The 15577-nt window shown below is 67.9% G+C and carries 16 protein-coding genes; 6 read left to right on the top strand and 10 right to left on the bottom strand.

All coding sequences use genetic code 11. The annotated features are described in order from the left end of the window. Nucleotides 1-56 precede the first annotated feature (56 nt). From LT972_RS11570 to LT972_RS11545, 6 genes are all read right to left on the bottom strand, one after another. Nucleotides 57-800 (bottom strand): 4-phosphopantoate--beta-alanine ligase, encoded by a 744-nt coding sequence (locus LT972_RS11570; RefSeq protein WP_232570540.1) that lies wholly within the window; start codon nt 798-800, stop codon nt 57-59. Between the two features lie 50 nt (nt 801-850). Continuing rightward, entirely contained in the window at nt 851-1684 is an 834-nt protein-coding gene (locus LT972_RS11565) for a pantoate kinase (RefSeq protein WP_232570539.1), read from the bottom strand. 296 nt (nt 1685-1980) lie between these two features. Further along, on the bottom strand, nt 1981-3285 hold the full coding sequence (gene aspS, locus LT972_RS11560; protein WP_232570538.1) for an aspartate--tRNA(Asn) ligase: 1305 nt from the start codon (nt 3283-3285) through the stop codon (nt 1981-1983). Between the two features lie 72 nt (nt 3286-3357). Next, nucleotides 3358-4617: an ABC transporter ATP-binding protein gene (locus LT972_RS11555; protein ID WP_232570537.1), complete on the bottom strand. Its 1260-nt coding sequence runs from the start codon at nt 4615-4617 to the stop codon at nt 3358-3360. After that, the gene (locus tag LT972_RS11550; protein WP_232570536.1) at nt 4610-5614 is read right to left on the bottom strand and encodes an ABC transporter ATP-binding protein; all 1005 of its coding nucleotides are present in this window, start codon (nt 5612-5614) and stop codon (nt 4610-4612) included. Before LT972_RS11550 ends, LT972_RS11555 begins: the two co-directional genes overlap by 8 nt. Continuing rightward, nucleotides 5615-6805, bottom strand: coding sequence for an ABC transporter permease (locus LT972_RS11545; protein WP_232570535.1), 1191 nt, complete (start codon nt 6803-6805; stop codon nt 5615-5617). A 125-nt stretch (nt 6806-6930) separates the two neighbouring features. Here LT972_RS11545 and LT972_RS11540 point away from each other — a divergent pair, with 125 nt between their 5' ends. Next, a complete protein-coding gene (locus LT972_RS11540; protein WP_232570534.1) occupies nt 6931-7884 on the top strand; it encodes an ABC transporter permease in 954 nt (317 codons plus the stop codon). A 13-nt stretch (nt 7885-7897) separates the two neighbouring features. On the opposite strand, the gene LT972_RS11535 is transcribed toward LT972_RS11540, so the two are convergent. Further along, nucleotides 7898-9073 carry an ABC transporter permease gene (locus tag LT972_RS11535; RefSeq protein ID WP_232570533.1) on the bottom strand — a complete coding sequence of 392 codons (1176 nt, stop codon included), beginning with the start codon at nt 9071-9073 and terminating at the stop codon, nt 7898-7900. Nucleotides 9074-9205: 132 nt separating this feature from the next. Between LT972_RS11535 and LT972_RS11530 the strand changes: the two genes are divergently transcribed. Both LT972_RS11530 and LT972_RS11525 read left to right on the top strand, forming a co-directional pair. After that, entirely contained in the window at nt 9206-10198 is a 993-nt protein-coding gene (locus tag LT972_RS11530) for an ABC transporter permease (protein ID WP_232570532.1), read from the top strand. A 112-nt stretch (nt 10199-10310) separates the two neighbouring features. After that, the gene (locus LT972_RS11525; RefSeq protein ID WP_232570531.1) at nt 10311-11306 is read left to right on the top strand and encodes an ABC transporter permease; all 996 of its coding nucleotides are present in this window, start codon (nt 10311-10313) and stop codon (nt 11304-11306) included. Here LT972_RS11525 and LT972_RS11520 read toward each other — a convergent pair whose 3' ends face one another. Further along, on the bottom strand, nt 11307-12017 hold the full coding sequence (locus LT972_RS11520; protein ID WP_232570530.1) for a phosphoglycerol geranylgeranyltransferase: 711 nt from the start codon (nt 12015-12017) through the stop codon (nt 11307-11309). Between the two features lie 110 nt (nt 12018-12127). Then, nucleotides 12128-13090 (bottom strand): transcription initiation factor IIB, encoded by a 963-nt coding sequence (locus LT972_RS11515; protein WP_232570529.1) that lies wholly within the window; start codon nt 13088-13090, stop codon nt 12128-12130. A 179-nt stretch (nt 13091-13269) separates the two neighbouring features. Here LT972_RS11515 and rnhA point away from each other — a divergent pair, with 179 nt between their 5' ends. Both rnhA and LT972_RS11505 read left to right on the top strand, forming a co-directional pair. Further along, entirely contained in the window at nt 13270-13866 is a 597-nt protein-coding gene (gene rnhA, locus LT972_RS11510) for a ribonuclease HI (RefSeq protein WP_232570528.1), read from the top strand. After that, a complete protein-coding gene (locus LT972_RS11505) occupies nt 13859-14395 on the top strand; it encodes a DUF7108 domain-containing protein (RefSeq protein WP_232570527.1) in 537 nt (178 codons plus the stop codon). The genes rnhA and LT972_RS11505 overlap by 8 nt, the downstream gene beginning before the upstream one ends. Before the next feature lie 41 nt (nt 14396-14436). On the opposite strand, the gene LT972_RS11500 is transcribed toward LT972_RS11505, so the two are convergent. Continuing rightward, nucleotides 14437-14787 carry a helix-turn-helix transcriptional regulator gene (locus LT972_RS11500; RefSeq protein WP_232570526.1) on the bottom strand — a complete coding sequence of 117 codons (351 nt, stop codon included), beginning with the start codon at nt 14785-14787 and terminating at the stop codon, nt 14437-14439. Nucleotides 14788-14917: 130 nt separating this feature from the next. Between LT972_RS11500 and LT972_RS11495 the strand changes: the two genes are divergently transcribed. Next, nucleotides 14918-15451 (top strand): inorganic diphosphatase, encoded by a 534-nt coding sequence (locus LT972_RS11495; RefSeq protein WP_232570525.1) that lies wholly within the window; start codon nt 14918-14920, stop codon nt 15449-15451. The last annotated feature ends 126 nt before the right edge of the window (nt 15452-15577 follow it).

Here is a 15577-nt window from a genome sequence, read left to right as displayed (position 1 = left end):
ACATGTGTTTTAGGCCAACCTAAAGGAACAAAAGCGGTTCGGTTCGCGGAGTGCCGTCAGTCCTCGCCGACGGCGCGAATCCGCGCCTCTGCCGCCTCCAGCGCCGCCTCGCGGTCGAAGCCCTCCACGATGTCGGTCAGTTCCTCGCGGGACGCGTCGGCGAGGTCGCGGGCGTGGGCCGTCACGTTCGGCACGGCGCGCACGATGTTGTCGATAATCGGGACGCTCGCGGTCTGTGCCGACCGAGAGAGCGGATTCAGGTCTATCACGAGTTCGGTCTTCCCCATCTCGGCGAGGGCCTCGGCCCGGTCGCCGTCTTCGAGGGGAACGAGCACCACATCCGCGTCCCCGATGCCGTCGGCGTCCACCTTCGCGCGCTCGTGTTCTAATCCCGGAATCCGACCGTCCGCGGTCAGCCCCTTCACGTCCTCGGCGCCGTGCTCCCGGAGGTAGTCCGCGATGCGCTCCATGCGTTCCTCGGTGCGGTTGAACAGATTGACTTCCACGTCCGCGCCCGTCGCCTCCGCCAACTCCACGATTTCGCCGGGCACGAGCGCCGCGACGTTCCCGTTCACCGACAGCACCGGGTGGTCCGCGAGCAGGAGGTGGGCGGCCGCCGCGCGCTCTGCCTCGTCCGCCGACGGAGTCGTCTCCTCGCCGAGCAGGTAGTCGTAGGCCTCGCCGCGGCCCTGCGCGATGAGCCCCTGTCTGCTCGTGATGCCCGCGTCCACGCCGTCCTCGATGCGGTGGCGCGTCACCAGCGAGTCGTGGCGCGGGTGGTCCTCGGGAATCTCGGTCATAGCGACTCCTCACACCCGCGCTCGCAAAAATCGCCCGTTCCCGGTTTCGACTACCGGAGCGTCGCGCCCGCCGCGTGAATCTCGCACACTTCGGGGTCGTAGCCCGCCTCGGTCAGCCCGGTTCCGAGCGCGAACGCCGTCCGCCCGAGCATCGCCATCGCGGCCTCGCCCCCGGACTCGGTGACGGCTTCGACCGCCGCCGCGACCTCGCCGTCGAGCAACTCGGCGTCCCGCGAGAACTCGCGAGCCAACTCGAAGAAGTGCGGGAGCGTCGGGCGCTCGCGGAGGTCGACGAGCGCGCGCTCGCCCGCCGCCGACAGCGCCTCTGTGTCGCCGCCGATGACCTCGCTCGTGGACAGGCCGCCGAAGGAGACGTACTCGATGCGGCCGGCCGCCGGCACGCCGTCGAGGACGCCGTGGCCGGGCGCTCCCGGTTCGACGCGAATCGGCACGCCGCCACGCGCCTGTGCCACCACGTCCCCGAGTCCCGTTCCGGCTTCGACTTCCGCGGCGTGCGCGAGCGACACGAGGTCGTTCTCCGAGCGCCCGCGGGCGAATGCCGCGTTCGCCGCGAACGCCGTTCCGAGCGCCATCGCGCCGGAGACGCCGAACCCCGCGCCCAACGGGAGATTCGTCTCGGCTTCGACGGTCGCCGTCGCGTCCAGCGCGCCCAGTACTCGGGTCGCGCTCTCCACGTCGATTCTGTCGCCGTTCAGTCGCACCTCGGTGTCGTCGCTCGGCGTCACCCGCACCGTCACGCCCGCCGAGAGCGTCACGCCCGCGCCCCGCGACCCCGCCCGCATCGGGTCGTCGGCCCGCGAGACGCTGAAAAAGCCCGTGACGTGCCCGGGCGCGAACGCCGTCGCCGCGTCGCCGTCGCTCATTGACACGGGTTCGGCGACGCGAGAAGGTAAGCGTTGCAGTCTGGGGACGACCCGCCAGTTCCCAGCTAGGGACTCAGACGCTGACGGTCTTGCGAGACGCTGGCGCGTCTCGCTGACCGACAACGTTCTCCCCTACGGGGAGAGCCGTTGTCGATCTCGCGGGAATATCGCTCGGCGCCAGTCGCGCCCAGCGAATTCTCGTTCGGTCCCCTCACGAGAACGCCGGAAGACGTTCCTGCTCACTGCGTTGCGCGGGCTGCGACTTCCGTGCTCCCGCTCGACAGGGACGCCGTCGCCTACGGCGACAGGCGTTGCCGGTCTCGCGGGAACAGCACGGCTTCCCGGATGTTGTCGAGGTCGAGCATCGTCATCACGAGGCGCTCGACGCCGTACGCCCACCCGGCGTGGGGCGGCATCCCGTAGCGGAACATCTTCGTGTAGTACTCGAACTGGTCGGGGTCGAGGCCCTGCTGCTCGAAGCCCTCGACGAGCGCGTCGTAGCGGTGTTCGCGCTGCCCGCCGGAGACGAGTTCCATGCGCGGGTGCATCAGGTCGAAGCCCTTCGAGAGGTCGGGGTCGTCGTCGTAGTCCTGGATGTAGAACGGCTTGATCTCGCTCGGCCAGTCCGTGACGAAGTAGTGCCCGCCCACGTCGTCGCCGAGGGCCTTCTCGCCCTCGGTCGGCAGGTCGTCGCCCCAGACGAGTTGCTCGTCGAGCTCGCCCGTCGCGTTGATGCGCTCGATGGCCTCCTCGTAGGTGAGCCGCGGGAAGTCGTCGGTCGGCGCCTCGAACTCGTCGGCGATGCCCAGAATTTCGAGTTCCTCCTGGCAGTGCTCCTCGACCGCCGAGTACGCCGCCTTGAGCGTCCCTTCGCAGACATCCATCGCCTCCTCGTGGTCGATGAACGCGGACTCGAAGTCGATCATCGTCGCCTCGTTCAGGTGGCGGGGCGTGTTGTGCTCCTCCGCGCGGAAGATGGGACCGACCTCGAAGACGCGTTCCAGGCCGCTACCGACCATCAGCTGCTTGAACAGCTGGGGGCTCTGGTTCATGAACGCCTCGCGGCCGAAGTACGTCACGGGGAACAGTTCCGTGCCGCCCTCGGTGCCCGTGGCGACGATTTTCGGCGTGTTGATCTCCGTGGAGCCGACGCTCCGGAAGTACTCGCGGACCGCGCGCAGGACTTCCGCGCGAATCTCGAAGACGGCCTTCGTCTCCGGCTTGCGGGCGTCCAGCGTGCGGTTGTCGAGGCGCGTCGAGAGGTCGGCGTCGACCTTCCCCGACGGGTCGAGGGGGAGTTCGGGGTCGGCGTCGGCGAGCACCTGCATCGACTCCGGCGTCACCTCGACGCCGGTCGGCGCGCGCTCTTCTTCCTCGACGTCGCCGGTGACCTGCACGACGGACTCGCGGTGGGCGCCCAGCCCGGTCTCCACGAGGTCGTCGTCCATCTCGTCCTTCTCGAATTTGACCTGAATCTTCCCGGTCTTGTCTCGGAGGATGAGGAAGGCGATGCCACCGAGGTCGCGAATCTCGTGTACCCAGCCGGCGACCGTCGCGTGGTCGCCCGGCTCGGCGTCCGCGGTGAACGTGCGGTCCTGCATGCCTCCCGATTCACGACACCCGGCCTTAAACGCCGCCATTTCCGGCGTGCGGCGAACCGACCGCGAGAGCGGTCAGTCCTGTGCCTGCGTGAGTTCGGGCGGCGCGTGTTCGCTCGCGTGGTCGTGGAGGTGACACGCCGCCGGGTGGCCGGCGTCGGTCTCCTGGAGGGCCGGCTCCTCGCGCTCGCAGACGGACGTGAACGCGTCCCCGAGGCGGTCGGCGGCGGCGTCCTCGTCGCCCGCGAGCAGGTCGTCGATGGCCGACGACACGACGGCTTCGGCGTCGTCGTCGGGCAACGCGGACGGGAGGCCGAACTCCTCGCGCACGTCGCCCTCGCCCGCGAGCAGGTCCTCGTCCACGTCGCCGTTCTCCACGGCGAGCCGGAAGTCCAAGACCTCCCGGAACGAGTCCTCTGGGAAGTCGAACTCCTCGGGTGGCACCACGCGGGGACACCGCGGGTGGAACGAACAGCCACTCGGCGGGTTCGACGGGTCCGGCACGTCGCCGGTCAACTCGATTGCGTCCCCGCGCTGGCGCGGGTCCGGGTCGGGGATGGACGCGAGCAACGCTTCGGTGTACGGGTGCTGGGGGTTCTCGAACAGTTCCTCGGTGGTCCCCATCTCCACGAGTTCGCCGAGGTACATCACGCCGACGCGGTCACACACCTGCTGGACGACGCCGAGGTCGTGGCTGATGAGGAGCATCGACAGATTCAGTTCCTGCTGGAGGTCGTCCAGCAGCGAGAGAATCTCGGCCTGCACGCTCACGTCCAGCGCGCTCACGGGCTCGTCCGCGACGAGCAGGTCCGGGTTCAGGATGAGCGAGCGGGCGAGCGCGATGCGCTGTTTCTGCCCGCCGGAGAACTCGTGGGGGTACCGGCTCGCGTCGTCCGCCGACATCCCGACGCGTTCGAGCAGGTCGCCGACGATTTCCTCCTGCCGGTCGCCGTCGCGGAGGCCGTGGATACCCAGCGGTTCGGCGACCGACTCGCCGACGGTCATCCGCGGGTCGAACGCCGAGTTCGGGTCCTGGAACACCATCTGGGCGCGCCGCCGGAACTCCTTCTGTTCGTCTTTGCCGTACTCCGTGATGTCCTCGCCGTCGAAGTAGACGTCGCCGCCCGTCGGCTCCTCCAGTCGGAGCAGGCTGGTCGCCGTCGTCGACTTCCCGCAGCCGGACTCGCCGACCAGGCCGACCGTCTCGCCCTCGCGGACCTCGAAACTGACGCCGTCGACGGCCTTCACGTGGCCGGTGACGCGGCGCAGCAGTCCGGACCGCACGGGGTAGTGTTTCTCCAGGTTCTCCACGGAGAGGATGGCGTCGTCAGTCATCGTCTGCCTCCAGTGCTTCGGGTTGCTCGTGTTCGGTGCCGTACAGCACGCAGGACGCCTCGTGGTTCCCGCCCACGTCCTCGAAGGCGGGCTGGCCGCCCTCCTCGCACGCCGGGACGGCGTGGGGACACCGCGGGTGGAACCGACAGCCGTCCGGCGGGTCGGTCGGGTCCGGCAGCGACCCGCCGATGGTTTCGAGCGCGCGCCCTCTCCCGGGCAGGCACTTCAACAGCGCCTTCGTGTACGGGTGCGAGGGGTTCTCGAACACCTGGTAGACGTCGCCGGTCTCCATCACCTTCCCCGCGTACATCACCACGACGCGGTCGGCGATTTCCGCGACGACGCCGAGGTCGTGCGTGACGAACACCATCGCCATCCCGCGTTCCTCCTGCAGTTCGTTCAGGAGGCGCAAGACCTGCGCTTGGATGGTCACGTCGAGGGCGGTGGTCGGTTCGTCGGCGATGAGCAGGTCGGGGTCGCAGGCGAGCGCCATCGCGATGACGACGCGCTGTTTCATCCCGCCCGAGAACTGGTGGGGGTAGTCGTCGATGCGCTCCGATACGTCGCCGATGCCGACGCGGTCGAGCAACTCGACTGCGCGCTTCCGGGCCGCCTTCTTCGACACGTCGCGGTGGAGGCGAATCGCCTCCACGAGCTGCTCGCCGACGGTGTAGACCGGGTCGAGTGCGCCCTGCGGGTTCTGGAAGACGTGGCCGATGCGGCCGCCGCGGTACTGCCGGAGTTGCTTCGAGGAGAGGTCGGCGAGGTCCTCGCCGTCGAAGCGCACCTCGCCGCCCGTAATCTCTCCCGGCGGCGTCGGGATGAGCTTCGTGATGGACTCGCAGGCGACCGTCTTCCCGGAGCCGGACTCGCCGACGAGACACACCGTCTCGCCGGGCTCCACGTCGAAACTGACGCCGTCGACGGCTTTCACGGTGCCGTCGTCGGTGTCGAACTGCGTGTGGAGGTCGCGGACCGAGAGCAGCGGCTCCCGCATCTACGCCACCTCCTCCTGTGGGTCGAGAACGTCACGAACCACGTCCCCGAAGACGTTGAACGACACGACGGTGACGACGAGGAACAGCGTGATGAAGCCGGTGACCCACCAGCGCTGGTGCCACGGCACGGGGTTCGCAGACAGTCCACGCATCAGCACCTCGCCGAGCGAGCGGAACGCGACGCTGTTCAGTTTCAGGTACGCGAGCGCCACCTGCGCGAGGATGAGCAGGGGAATCTGTCGCGTGAGCGCGGTGACGATGGTCGCCGTGGAGTTCGGGATGACGTGTTTTCGGACGACGTGGAGGTCACTCGCGCCGGCCGCCTGCGCGGCGCGCACGTAGCCGTCGGTGCGGCGCTGGAGGACTTCACTGCGGACGAGGCGTGCGATGCCGCCCCAGTCGAGCAGGCCGAAGACGAGCGCGAGCGCGAACAGCCCCTTCCCGAGGTACATCGTCGAGAGGATGATGTAGACGACGATGGCGGGGACGGTCTGCTGGACGTCGACGTACCGCATCAACACGTCGTCGACCCAGCCGCCGAAGTAGCCGGCGGCGGTGCCGACGGCGGTCGCGACGACGACCATTATCATCGCCGCGCTCAACGCGAGCTTGAGGCCGATGCGGATGGCGTAGACGATGACTTTCGCGACGTCCTCGCCCACGCGCGTGGTGCCGAGCGGGTACTGCCACGTCCCGTGGCACTGGTTTCCGGCTACCTTCCCGACGCAGTTGTACGCCCGGATGTTCCCGGTGTTCACCGACGTGAACACCGGCGGCTGGACTTTCGCGTAGAAGTCGACGCGGGCCAGCCCGAACCACTCGGGACCGACGAGCCCCATGACGCCGAAGAAGAGGATGTACCCGAGACTCAGGACGCCCGCCGGCCGGCGCACGAACTCGCGGACGTACGTCGACGAGCGTTCGCGGCTGACCGCGAGGGGGACGAGCGCGTACCGGACGAACAGCACCGTCGAGACGAGGAACAGCCAGTCCATCCGGGTGACGTCCCAGTCCATGAACGCGAACAGTTCCCGCGGGGCGGCGACGTAGTCGTAGGTGAACAGGGCGGCGACGAGGAGCAACGCGGCGACGAGTCCGACGCTGCGGTAGCGGACCGACCGCCAGCCGCCGGACTCGTCGCTCCAGTCGATACTGGTGAATTTGGCCGACTCGAGTTCGGTGGAGGGCATCGTGGCGTGTACCTGCGATTATAGCCAATTTTTATAAATCTTTGTGAGAGAGTCTCGCGGGAACACATGCCGAAACAGCCCTCCACCGAGTACAGTTGTCGACCGAAGCGCGACGCGTGGTGGCCGTGAGTTACCTCCAGTATCTGGCGCGTCGCGTGGCGTTCGCGGTGCTCTCGGCGTATCTCGTGGTCACCGCGACGTTCGCGCTCATCACGTTCACGCCGAACGTCGACCTCGGCGCGAAACTCGCGTCGGCCGCGCGGTTCCAGCGCGCGTCACCCGAGGAAATCGAGCAGATACGCCAGCGCTACCTCGAGGCGCGCGGCCTCGACGCGTCGCTGCTCGACCAGTACGTCGGGTGGCTGGTGGACGTGACGACGCTGGAGTGGGGGTACTCGTTCGCGTACCGCAAACCGGTGTGGTCCGTCCTCGAAACTCGCGTCCCCACTACTCTGGAGTACGTCATCCCCGGCGTGATTCTCGCCGTCGCCTTCGGCGTCCTGTTCGGCCTCGCGTCCGCGATGCTCCGGAACTCGCGGTTCGACTGGGTGCTCCGCGTCGGGTCGTACGCGCTGCTCGGGATTCCGGCGTTTGTCGGTCTCGTCTGGTACACCGCCGTCGGCGGCGCCAAAATCCAGTCCATCGGCGGGACGCTGCTGGTCGTGTCGCCGCACCCGCAGGTGTTGGCGGCGGTGACGGTGGCGGCGACGCTGCTGGCGGGCCAGATTCGGTTCGCGCGCATCGCGAGCCTCGAACAGGCCGGCAAGGAGTTCACCAAACTCCTCAAGGCGAAGGGGTCGAGTCGCCTCCGCGTGGCGCGCCACGTGCTGCGGAACGCGTCGATACCCATCGTGTCGCTGTCGGTGACCGAAATCCTCGGCGTGCTCGTCCTCAACATCTACGTCATCGAGGAGATTCTGGAGATAGAGGGGTTGGCGGGGGCGAGTCTGTTCGCGGTGCGGGAACGCGACCTCCCGCTCATCATCGGCACCACGATGATTCTCGTCTTCGTCGGCATCCTCGGCAACCTCCTCCAGGACGTCCTCTACGGCTACCTCGACCCCAGAATCAACGGATAGCGCGACCTCCGCGCTACTCGTGGGGGTCGAGGGCGTCCCGCGCCGCGTCGCCGGCGACGTTCGACGCCGCGACGGTGAGCACGACGACGAGCACCGCCGCGCCCGCCACCCACCACTTCGCCGTCCACTCGCCGGCCACGTACCGCGACGCGAGGCCGCGCCGCAGTAGTTCGCCGATAGAGCGCATGTTCGACTCGCTCAACAGCAGGAACGACAGCCCCACCTGCGTCAACACGAGCATCGGCACGCGACGCGAGAGGCTGGTGGCGACCGCCGGCGACGCGTTCGGCACGAGGTGCTTCCGGACGACGTGGAAGTCGCTGGCGCCCGCCGCGCGGGCGGCGCGCACGTAGCCGTCGTCGCGGCGCTTCAGGACCTCGCTGCGGACGAGGCGGGCGATACCGCCCCAGTCCAGCAGGCCGAAGAACACCGCGAGCAGGATGAGCGCCTTGTCCCGGAGGACGAGCGTCGCCACGAGCACGTAGACGACTACCGCAGGCACCGTCTGCTGGACGTCGACGTACCGCATCAGCACGTCGTCGACCCAGCCGCCGACGTAGCCGGCGGTCGCGCCGACGAAGGTCGCGACGACCCCCATCAGGACGGCCGCCGACAGCGCCACCTGTAGAATCTCGCGCATCCCGTAGACGAGCATGCTGAGCACGTCGATGCCGAGCGCGTTCGTTCCCAGCGGGTGGCGCCACGTGCCGTGACACCGGCCGTTCGAAACGGGGCCGACACAGGCGTCGACGGCGTCCGCGGGGACGCTGAAGAACACCGGCGGCTGGAGTTGGCGCTGGAAACTCACGTGACCGATGCCCCTGAGTTCGGGTGCGAGGAGCGCGACGACGAAGAACGCGGCGAGGTAGCCGACCGCGGCCATCGCCAGCGGGTCGCCGCGGACGCGCCGCCAGTACCGCCGCGTCCGGCCGCGGTCGAGGACGAGCGGGAGCGCGACGAACCGCGCGAACACGACCAACGAGACGGCGAACAGCCAGTCGATGCGGCGCGTGTAGTACGTCCCGTACAGCGGTCCGCTGTGCAGCCAGTTGTCGTACACGAACAGCGCGGCGACGCCGGCGAGCGCGAGGACGAACGCGACGGTGCGGGGACGAACCCGTCGCGAGGCGTCTTCTTCTCCCCAGTCGACACTGGTGAAGGCGGCGCCGTCGAGTCTGCTGGAGGGCATTGCGACAACTGTGTTACACTCGACGGTTATACTTTGGCGTGCGTTGGCGGACACCGAACGCTTATCAGTCGGGCTGTCGACACTCCGGCAGTCGATGGCCCTCCAACGGACTCTCCCGCGCGGTGGTGTAGCGTGAGCTACGCGGCGTTCGTCGCCCGCCGCGGCGCGTTCGCCGTGTTCGCGGCGTTCCTCGTCGTCTCGTTGACCTTCGGCGTCGTCGCCTCCGTCCCGAACCCGGAACTCGGCGCGGAACTGGCGGGCGCCGAGCGCAGCGGCGCGACGCCGGCCCAACTGGACCGAATCGAGGCGCAGTACTACGCGGAACACGGCGGTCGCGGCGGCCTCGTCGAGCGGTACGTCGACTACGTCGCGGGCGTCGCGACGCTCGACTGGGGGCAGTCCTACGAGTTCGACCGACCCGTCGTGGACGTCGTCGCAGACCGACTCCCGTACACGCTCGCGTACGTCGTGCCGGGCGTCCTGCTGTCGTTCGTGCTCGGCGCGGCGTTCGGCGTCGCCGGCGCGTTCGGCCGCGACGGCCTCCTCGACCGCGGGTCCCGCGTCGTCGCGTACCTCGCGATGGGGTTGCCCGCGTTCTGGGTGGTACACTACCTCGACGTCGTCCACCCGTGGACGCTGCCGTGGCTGTCGCCGGCGCGCGTCGTCATCAGCGCGTCGCGGCGCGTGAGCGAGGTGTGGGCGTTCTCGCACCCGCTGCGGTACGTGTGGCCGTCGCTCGTGTTGTCGCTGGGGCTGGTCGCCGGCCTCCTCCAGCACTCTCGCGCGGAGGCCCTGGAGTACGAGCGCGCGCAGTTCGTGAAACTCCTCGAAGCGAAGGGCGCGAGCAGACTCCGGGTCGCGCGACACGTCCTCCGGAACGCCGCCATCCCCATCCTCACGCTGTCGTTCGTCGAGGTGCTCGGCATCCTGATGTTGAACGTCTACATCATCGAGGGCGTGTTCGCCATCCCCGGACTCGGGACGATTAGCCTGTTCGCCATCGAGAACCAGGACGTGCCCCTCGTCGTCGGGACGACGATGGTGTTGGTGTTCATCGGCATCGGCGGGAACTTCCTCCAGGACCTCCTGTACGGCTACCTCGACCCCGGCGTCGACGAGCGTTAACGCGCCCCAAGATTTATTTCAGATACGTTCAACGTTCGGGGACGATGCCCTCCAGTTCGCCGACCGCTCCCAGCAGGCAGTCCCGCCCGTTCGCCGGCCGCGGGGTGGTCTGATGTCGTGGCTGACGTACGCCGCCCGCCGCACCGCGTTCGCCGCGTTCACCGCGCTCCTCGTGGTCTCGTTGACGTTCCTCGTCGTGCGGTACGCACCGAACACCGACCTCACCGCGCGCCTCGTCGGCCTCGACCCCGACAGCCAGGCGGCACAGGAGATTCGCCGCCAGTACCGGCGAGCCCACGGGACGACCGGCACGCTCGCCGAGCAGTACGTCCGGTACATGACCGACGTCGTCACGCTCGACTGGGGATTTTCCTACGAGTTCGACCGCCCGGTCGCCGACATCCTCGCGGAGACGCTCCCGCGGACGCTCGCGTACGTCGTCCCGGGCGTCGTCATCGCGTACACCGTCGGCGTCCTCGGCGGCCTCGCGAGCGCGTACCGCGGCCGCGTCAGCGACTGGACGCTCCGCATTGCCGCCTACGTCGGCCTCGGCGTCCCGAGCATCGTCCTCGGCATCGTCGTCGTGAAAGCGCTCGCGGGCGAGTACCCGTGGCTCGCCGACCCCGTCTGGAACACGCACCCGTTCCTCTTCCGCGGGAGTCCGTCGTTCCGCGGCACCGAGCCGTGGCGGTCGGTCGGCTGGAAGTACCTCCTGCCCGCCGCCGTCCTCGCGGTCGGCCTCGTCTCGGGGCTGTTCCGGCACACCCGGAACAACGCCCTCTCGTACAAGGGGTCGGACACGTCGAAGATGCTCAACGCGAAGGGCGCAAACCAGACGGTGAACGCCCGGCACGCGCTGCGGAACGCGGCGCTCCCGCTGCTGTCGGTGTCGTTCGCGGAGTTGATGTCGGTGCTGGCGCTCGGCGCGTTCGTCGTCGAGACCGTCTTCCGCATCCCCGGCGTCGCCGCCTACCTGCAGGTCGCCGTCTACACGCGGGACTTCCGCCTCGTCGTCGGCGCGGCGACCGTGTTCGCGCTCATCGGCGTCGTCGGCAGTCTCGCTCAGGACCTGCTGTACGGCTACCTCGACCCCCGCGTCGGCGAGTAATCAGTTCTCGGCGTGGGCGTCTTGCACGCCCTCGACGGTCTCCCGGACGGCGTCAACGCCCTCGTCGTGGAGCAAGTCCCCGACGACCACGGTGTCCGCGTGCTGCCCCATCTCGTAGGCCGCGTCGTACGTGCCGACGCCGCCGCCGTAGAACAGCGTCGCGTCGTCCACGCCGTCGGCGGCCGCCGCCACCACCTCGGGGTCGCCGAGCGTCCCCGAGTACTCCACGTAGACGATTTCCTGCCCGAGCAGGCGCTCGGCGACCGTCGCGTACGCTCGCACGTCGTCGGCGTCGAGGTCGCAGTCGGCGTCCGTGTACTCCGCGACGCTCGCCGCCGGATTCAACACGATGTACGCCTCGGTCGTGGTGCGCTCCCAGTCCAACTCCGCGATGCGCACCCACTCCTTGTGCGCGCCGGTGATCCAGAACGGGTCGCCGGCGTTCATCACGACCGGCACGAGGTAGCCGTCCAGCGCCGCGTCGTCCACGACGACCGCGGGATTCGACGGCTCCTGGTAGAGGGGCACGTCGTGTTTTCGGCACGCGTCGATGACCCGCTGCATCTTCTCCGTCGTCACGTCCAGCGTCCCACCGACCTCGATGGCGTCCGTCCCCGTCTCGCAGACGTCGTCGAACGTCTCCCCGTCCACGAGCGACTTGTCCGGGTCCACCTTCAGGACGTGGTCCCAGTCGGCCCACGGCGCAGTCATGTCTCACCGGTTTCGATGCGGCGAGCAAAACCCCTTCGATGCAGGTACTCGGCGACGAGGGCCGGCGGCACCGCTGTTCGGCGACTGGCGGCGAGGAGCGAAACGACGGGCTACCCGTGGATGCCCATCGCTTCGATCTGCTCCTGGTACCGGTTCCGGATGGTGACTTCCGTCACCTGCGCGACGTCCGCGACCTCGCGTTGGGTCTTCTTCTCGTTGCAGAGCAGTGAGGCAGCGTAGATTGCTGCGGCGGCGTAGCCGGTCGGGGACTTTCCGGAGAGCAGCCCCTTCTCGGCGGTGGTCTCGATGATTTCGTTGGCTTTCGACTGGACCTCCTCGGAGAGTTCGAGCTCCGAGCAGAAGCGCGGCACGTACTTCTTCGGGTCGACCGGTTTCATCTCCAGGCCGAGTTCCTGGGAGATGTAGCGGTACGTTCGGCCGATTTCCTTTCGCTCGACTCGGGACACCTCCGAAATCTCCTCGAGGCTGCGCGGGATGCCTTCCTTCCGGCACGCCGCGTACAGCGCGCTCGTGGCGACGCCCTCGATGGAGCGACCTCGGATGAGGTCTTCCTTGAGCGCGCGCCGGTAGATGACCGAGGCGACCTCGCGCACGGAGCGCGGTACGCCGAGCGCGGAGGCCATCCGGTCGATTTCGGAGAGCGCGAACTGGAGGTTGCGCTCCCCGGCGTCCTTGGTGCGGATGCGTTCCTGCCACTTGCGCAGGCGGTGCATCTGCGAGCGCTTCTTCGACGAGATAGACCGGCCGTAGGCGTCCTTGTCCTTCCAGTCGATGGTGGTCGTCAGTCCCTTGTCGTGCATCGTCTGCGTCGTCGGCGCGCCGACGCGGGACTTCTCCTGTCGTTCCTGGTGGTTGAACGCGCGCCACTCCGGACCGGGGTCTATCTGTTCTTCCTCGACGACGAGACCACAGTCGTCACAGACCAGTTCCGCGCGGTCCGAACTCTTCACGAGGTTGTCAGAGCCGCACTCCGGGCACTCCCGTACCCCCTCCTCGGACTCCTCCTGCTCTGTCGCTGTTTCTCGCTCCCGCTGGCGAGTGGACCGTGTCATCGCACTTTTATATTAGCGGTACGCAAGCATTTAAATCCGTTGCCGGTGTTGGTCCGCCTCGCAGACGACACAATCGGCGCGTCGAACGCCCAATCTGCCGATAATCGCGGGACAGAGCCGTTCAATTGCACCAACGTGGATAGTAACCCATATACGGGAGTGGAGGTGACTTCGCGTCAATGCCGGTCGTCGAGTGCGACGTCGAGGCCGCACGCGTTCGCCTCGCGGACGCGGGCGCCACGTTCAGCGAGGGAAACTCCGAGTACGAACAGTGGCACGCCGACCTCGGGGACGCCCACGCCGTCGCCTACGAGGACAAACTCGTCGTGCAGGGCGCCGACCCCACGGACATCACGGCGGTCGTCGAACCCGACCGCGGCGGGCGCGTCCACGTCTACTTCGACGGCGCGAGCCGCGGCAACCCCGGCCCCGCCGCCGTCGGGTGGGTGCTCGTCTCCGGGGACGGCATCGTCGCCGAGAACGGCGAACGCATCGGGCGCGCCACCAACAATCAGGCCGAGTACGAGGCGCTCATCGCCGCGCTCGAAGCAGCCACGGAGTTCGGGTTCGACGAGGCCGAGATTCGCGGCGACTCCCAACTCATCGTCAAACAGGTGAAAGGCGCGTGGAACACCAACGACCCGGAACTCCGCGAGAAGCGCGTCCGCGTCCGCGAACTCCTCGAACGGTTCGACGACTGGACGCTCACGCACGTACCGCGGGAGGTAAACGACCGCGCCGACGAACTAGCCAACGACGCCCTAGACGATGACTGACCTACCCGAGGACGCAGTCGAGGAGGCCGAACGGCTCACGCGACTCGCGCGCGACGCGGTCGACGACAACGCCGCGGACGCCTACCGCGAGCGCCGCGACGACCTGCTCGCCGAACACGAGTTCGTCGCCCGCGTGCGCGAGGGCGACGACACGCTCGTCTGCTACCCGAGCGAGTGGATAGACGACGAGGGAACCGTGCGCCTCGGCGACGTCGAGGACACAGACCGTGCGGCCGAGGTGTCGCTGGCCGGCCCCGGCGAACAGGGCGACTACGACGACGCCGCCGCGCGAAACGCCGAACTCGTCGAGCGAGTGCGCGAGGAACACGGCGACGTCCACGGCGACAACGCCGCGGCGTTCGCGGACTTCATGAACAACCACTACGCGCGACCGATGGACACCGCGTCGGCCCACGAGCGCGAGCAGTTCCTCGCCGAGTTCTTCCCGCGGAACGCGTGGCCGAGCGACGAGCAACGCGACGCCGTCGAGGAGTCACTCGACCTGGTGGACGCGGTCGCCGAGACGTAGCGGTCGCTGGCGGGCGGGAAAGCGGTGAAAAACCGCGAGCGTTAGTTCTCTGCGAGGAGCGCTTCGACCTGTTCTCTGCGTTCGTCGTCCACGACGAACTTCGAGAGGGACCACTCGAGGTCGTCGACGACGGCGTCGAAGCCGTCGTCGGTGAGCGCGTACTCGTTCGTGCGCTTGTCGAGTTCGGACTTCTCGACGAGACCCTTGTTGACGAGGTCGTCGAGGTTCGGGTAGAGCCGGCCGTGGTTGACTTCCTGCCCGTAGTAGTCTTCGAGTTCGCGCTTGATAGCGAGCCCGTAGCGCGCCTCTTCGACGAGGACGGTGAGGATGTTCTTCTGGAACGCAGTCAGGTCCCGGACGTCTGTCCGTGTCTCGGGTTGTGCCTCTGACATAGGTGGAGGAAAGGAGCGCGGATATTTAAACACTTCTCAACGGTACCACAGTTGCCCCTATCCGGCAGGGAGGCGACACGAACCCGGATACGAAAACTCTTTTTCCGCGCGGAGTGGACCTGCAGACGCCATGACGAACCTCTGGGAAGACCTCGAAACCGGCCCCGACGCGCCCGACGTGATTTACGCCGTCGTGGAGTGTCTCAAAGGCGAACGCAACAAGTACGAGTACGACAAGGACATCCCCGGCGTGATGCTGGACCGCGTCCTCCACTCGAACGTCCACTACCCGTCGGACTACGGCTTCATCCCGCAGTCCTACTACGACGACGGCGACCCGTTCGACGTGCTGGTGCTCGTCGAGGACCAGACGTTCCCCGGCTGCGTCATCGAGGCGCGCCCGGTCGCCCTGATGAAGATGGACGACGACGGCGAGAAAGACGACAAGGTCATCGCGGTGCCCGACGAGGACCCGCGCTACGACCACATCCAGGACCTCGAAGACGTCTCCCAGCAGCAACTCGACGAGATCGAGGAGTTCTTCGAGACGTACAAGAACCTCGAGGCGGGCAAGGAAGTCGAGACGCTGGGCTACGAGGACGCCGCCGCGGCGAAGGACGCCATCGAGCACGCACAGGACCTCTACGCCGAGAACTTCGAGTAGCGACGTCGCGCTCCCGGTGGGGCTGATTACCGGGACGTATCTCCGCTCGAACCGCCCATGTGTTATGCGCATGGGTAATTACTTCTGGGGTGCGGCCCTACGACAGGACGAGATGGCAGCCAAACG

It is taken from the genome of Halobacterium litoreum (assembly GCF_021233415.1).
GTDB lineage: Archaea > Halobacteriota > Halobacteria > Halobacteriales > Halobacteriaceae > Halobacterium > Halobacterium litoreum.
Note: the sequence above shows the minus strand (reverse complement) of the source record. Positions and strands in the feature narration are given on the sequence as shown.

Coding starts and splice junctions, on each gene's coding strand:
- LT972_RS11525 (WP_232570531.1), top strand. CDS start 10,311: ATGTCGTGGCTGACGTACGCCGCCCGCCGCACCGCGTTCGCCGCGTTC.
- LT972_RS11545 (WP_232570535.1), bottom strand. CDS start 6,805: ATGCCCTCCACCGAACTCGAGTCGGCCAAATTCACCAGTATCGACTGG.
- LT972_RS11520 (WP_232570530.1), bottom strand. CDS start 12,017: ATGACTGCGCCGTGGGCCGACTGGGACCACGTCCTGAAGGTGGACCCG.
- LT972_RS11550 (WP_232570536.1), bottom strand. CDS start 5,614: ATGCGGGAGCCGCTGCTCTCGGTCCGCGACCTCCACACGCAGTTCGAC.
- LT972_RS11495 (WP_232570525.1), top strand. CDS start 14,918: ATGACGAACCTCTGGGAAGACCTCGAAACCGGCCCCGACGCGCCCGAC.
- LT972_RS11535 (WP_232570533.1), bottom strand. CDS start 9,073: ATGCCCTCCAGCAGACTCGACGGCGCCGCCTTCACCAGTGTCGACTGG.
- LT972_RS11515 (WP_232570529.1), bottom strand. CDS start 13,090: ATGACACGGTCCACTCGCCAGCGGGAGCGAGAAACAGCGACAGAGCAG.
- rnhA (WP_232570528.1), top strand. CDS start 13,270: ATGCCGGTCGTCGAGTGCGACGTCGAGGCCGCACGCGTTCGCCTCGCG.
- LT972_RS11565 (WP_232570539.1), bottom strand. CDS start 1,684: ATGAGCGACGGCGACGCGGCGACGGCGTTCGCGCCCGGGCACGTCACG.
- LT972_RS11570 (WP_232570540.1), bottom strand. CDS start 800: ATGACCGAGATTCCCGAGGACCACCCGCGCCACGACTCGCTGGTGACG.
- LT972_RS11505 (WP_232570527.1), top strand. CDS start 13,859: ATGACTGACCTACCCGAGGACGCAGTCGAGGAGGCCGAACGGCTCACG.
- aspS (WP_232570538.1), bottom strand. CDS start 3,285: ATGCAGGACCGCACGTTCACCGCGGACGCCGAGCCGGGCGACCACGCG.
- LT972_RS11500 (WP_232570526.1), bottom strand. CDS start 14,787: ATGTCAGAGGCACAACCCGAGACACGGACAGACGTCCGGGACCTGACT.
- LT972_RS11555 (WP_232570537.1), bottom strand. CDS start 4,617: ATGACTGACGACGCCATCCTCTCCGTGGAGAACCTGGAGAAACACTAC.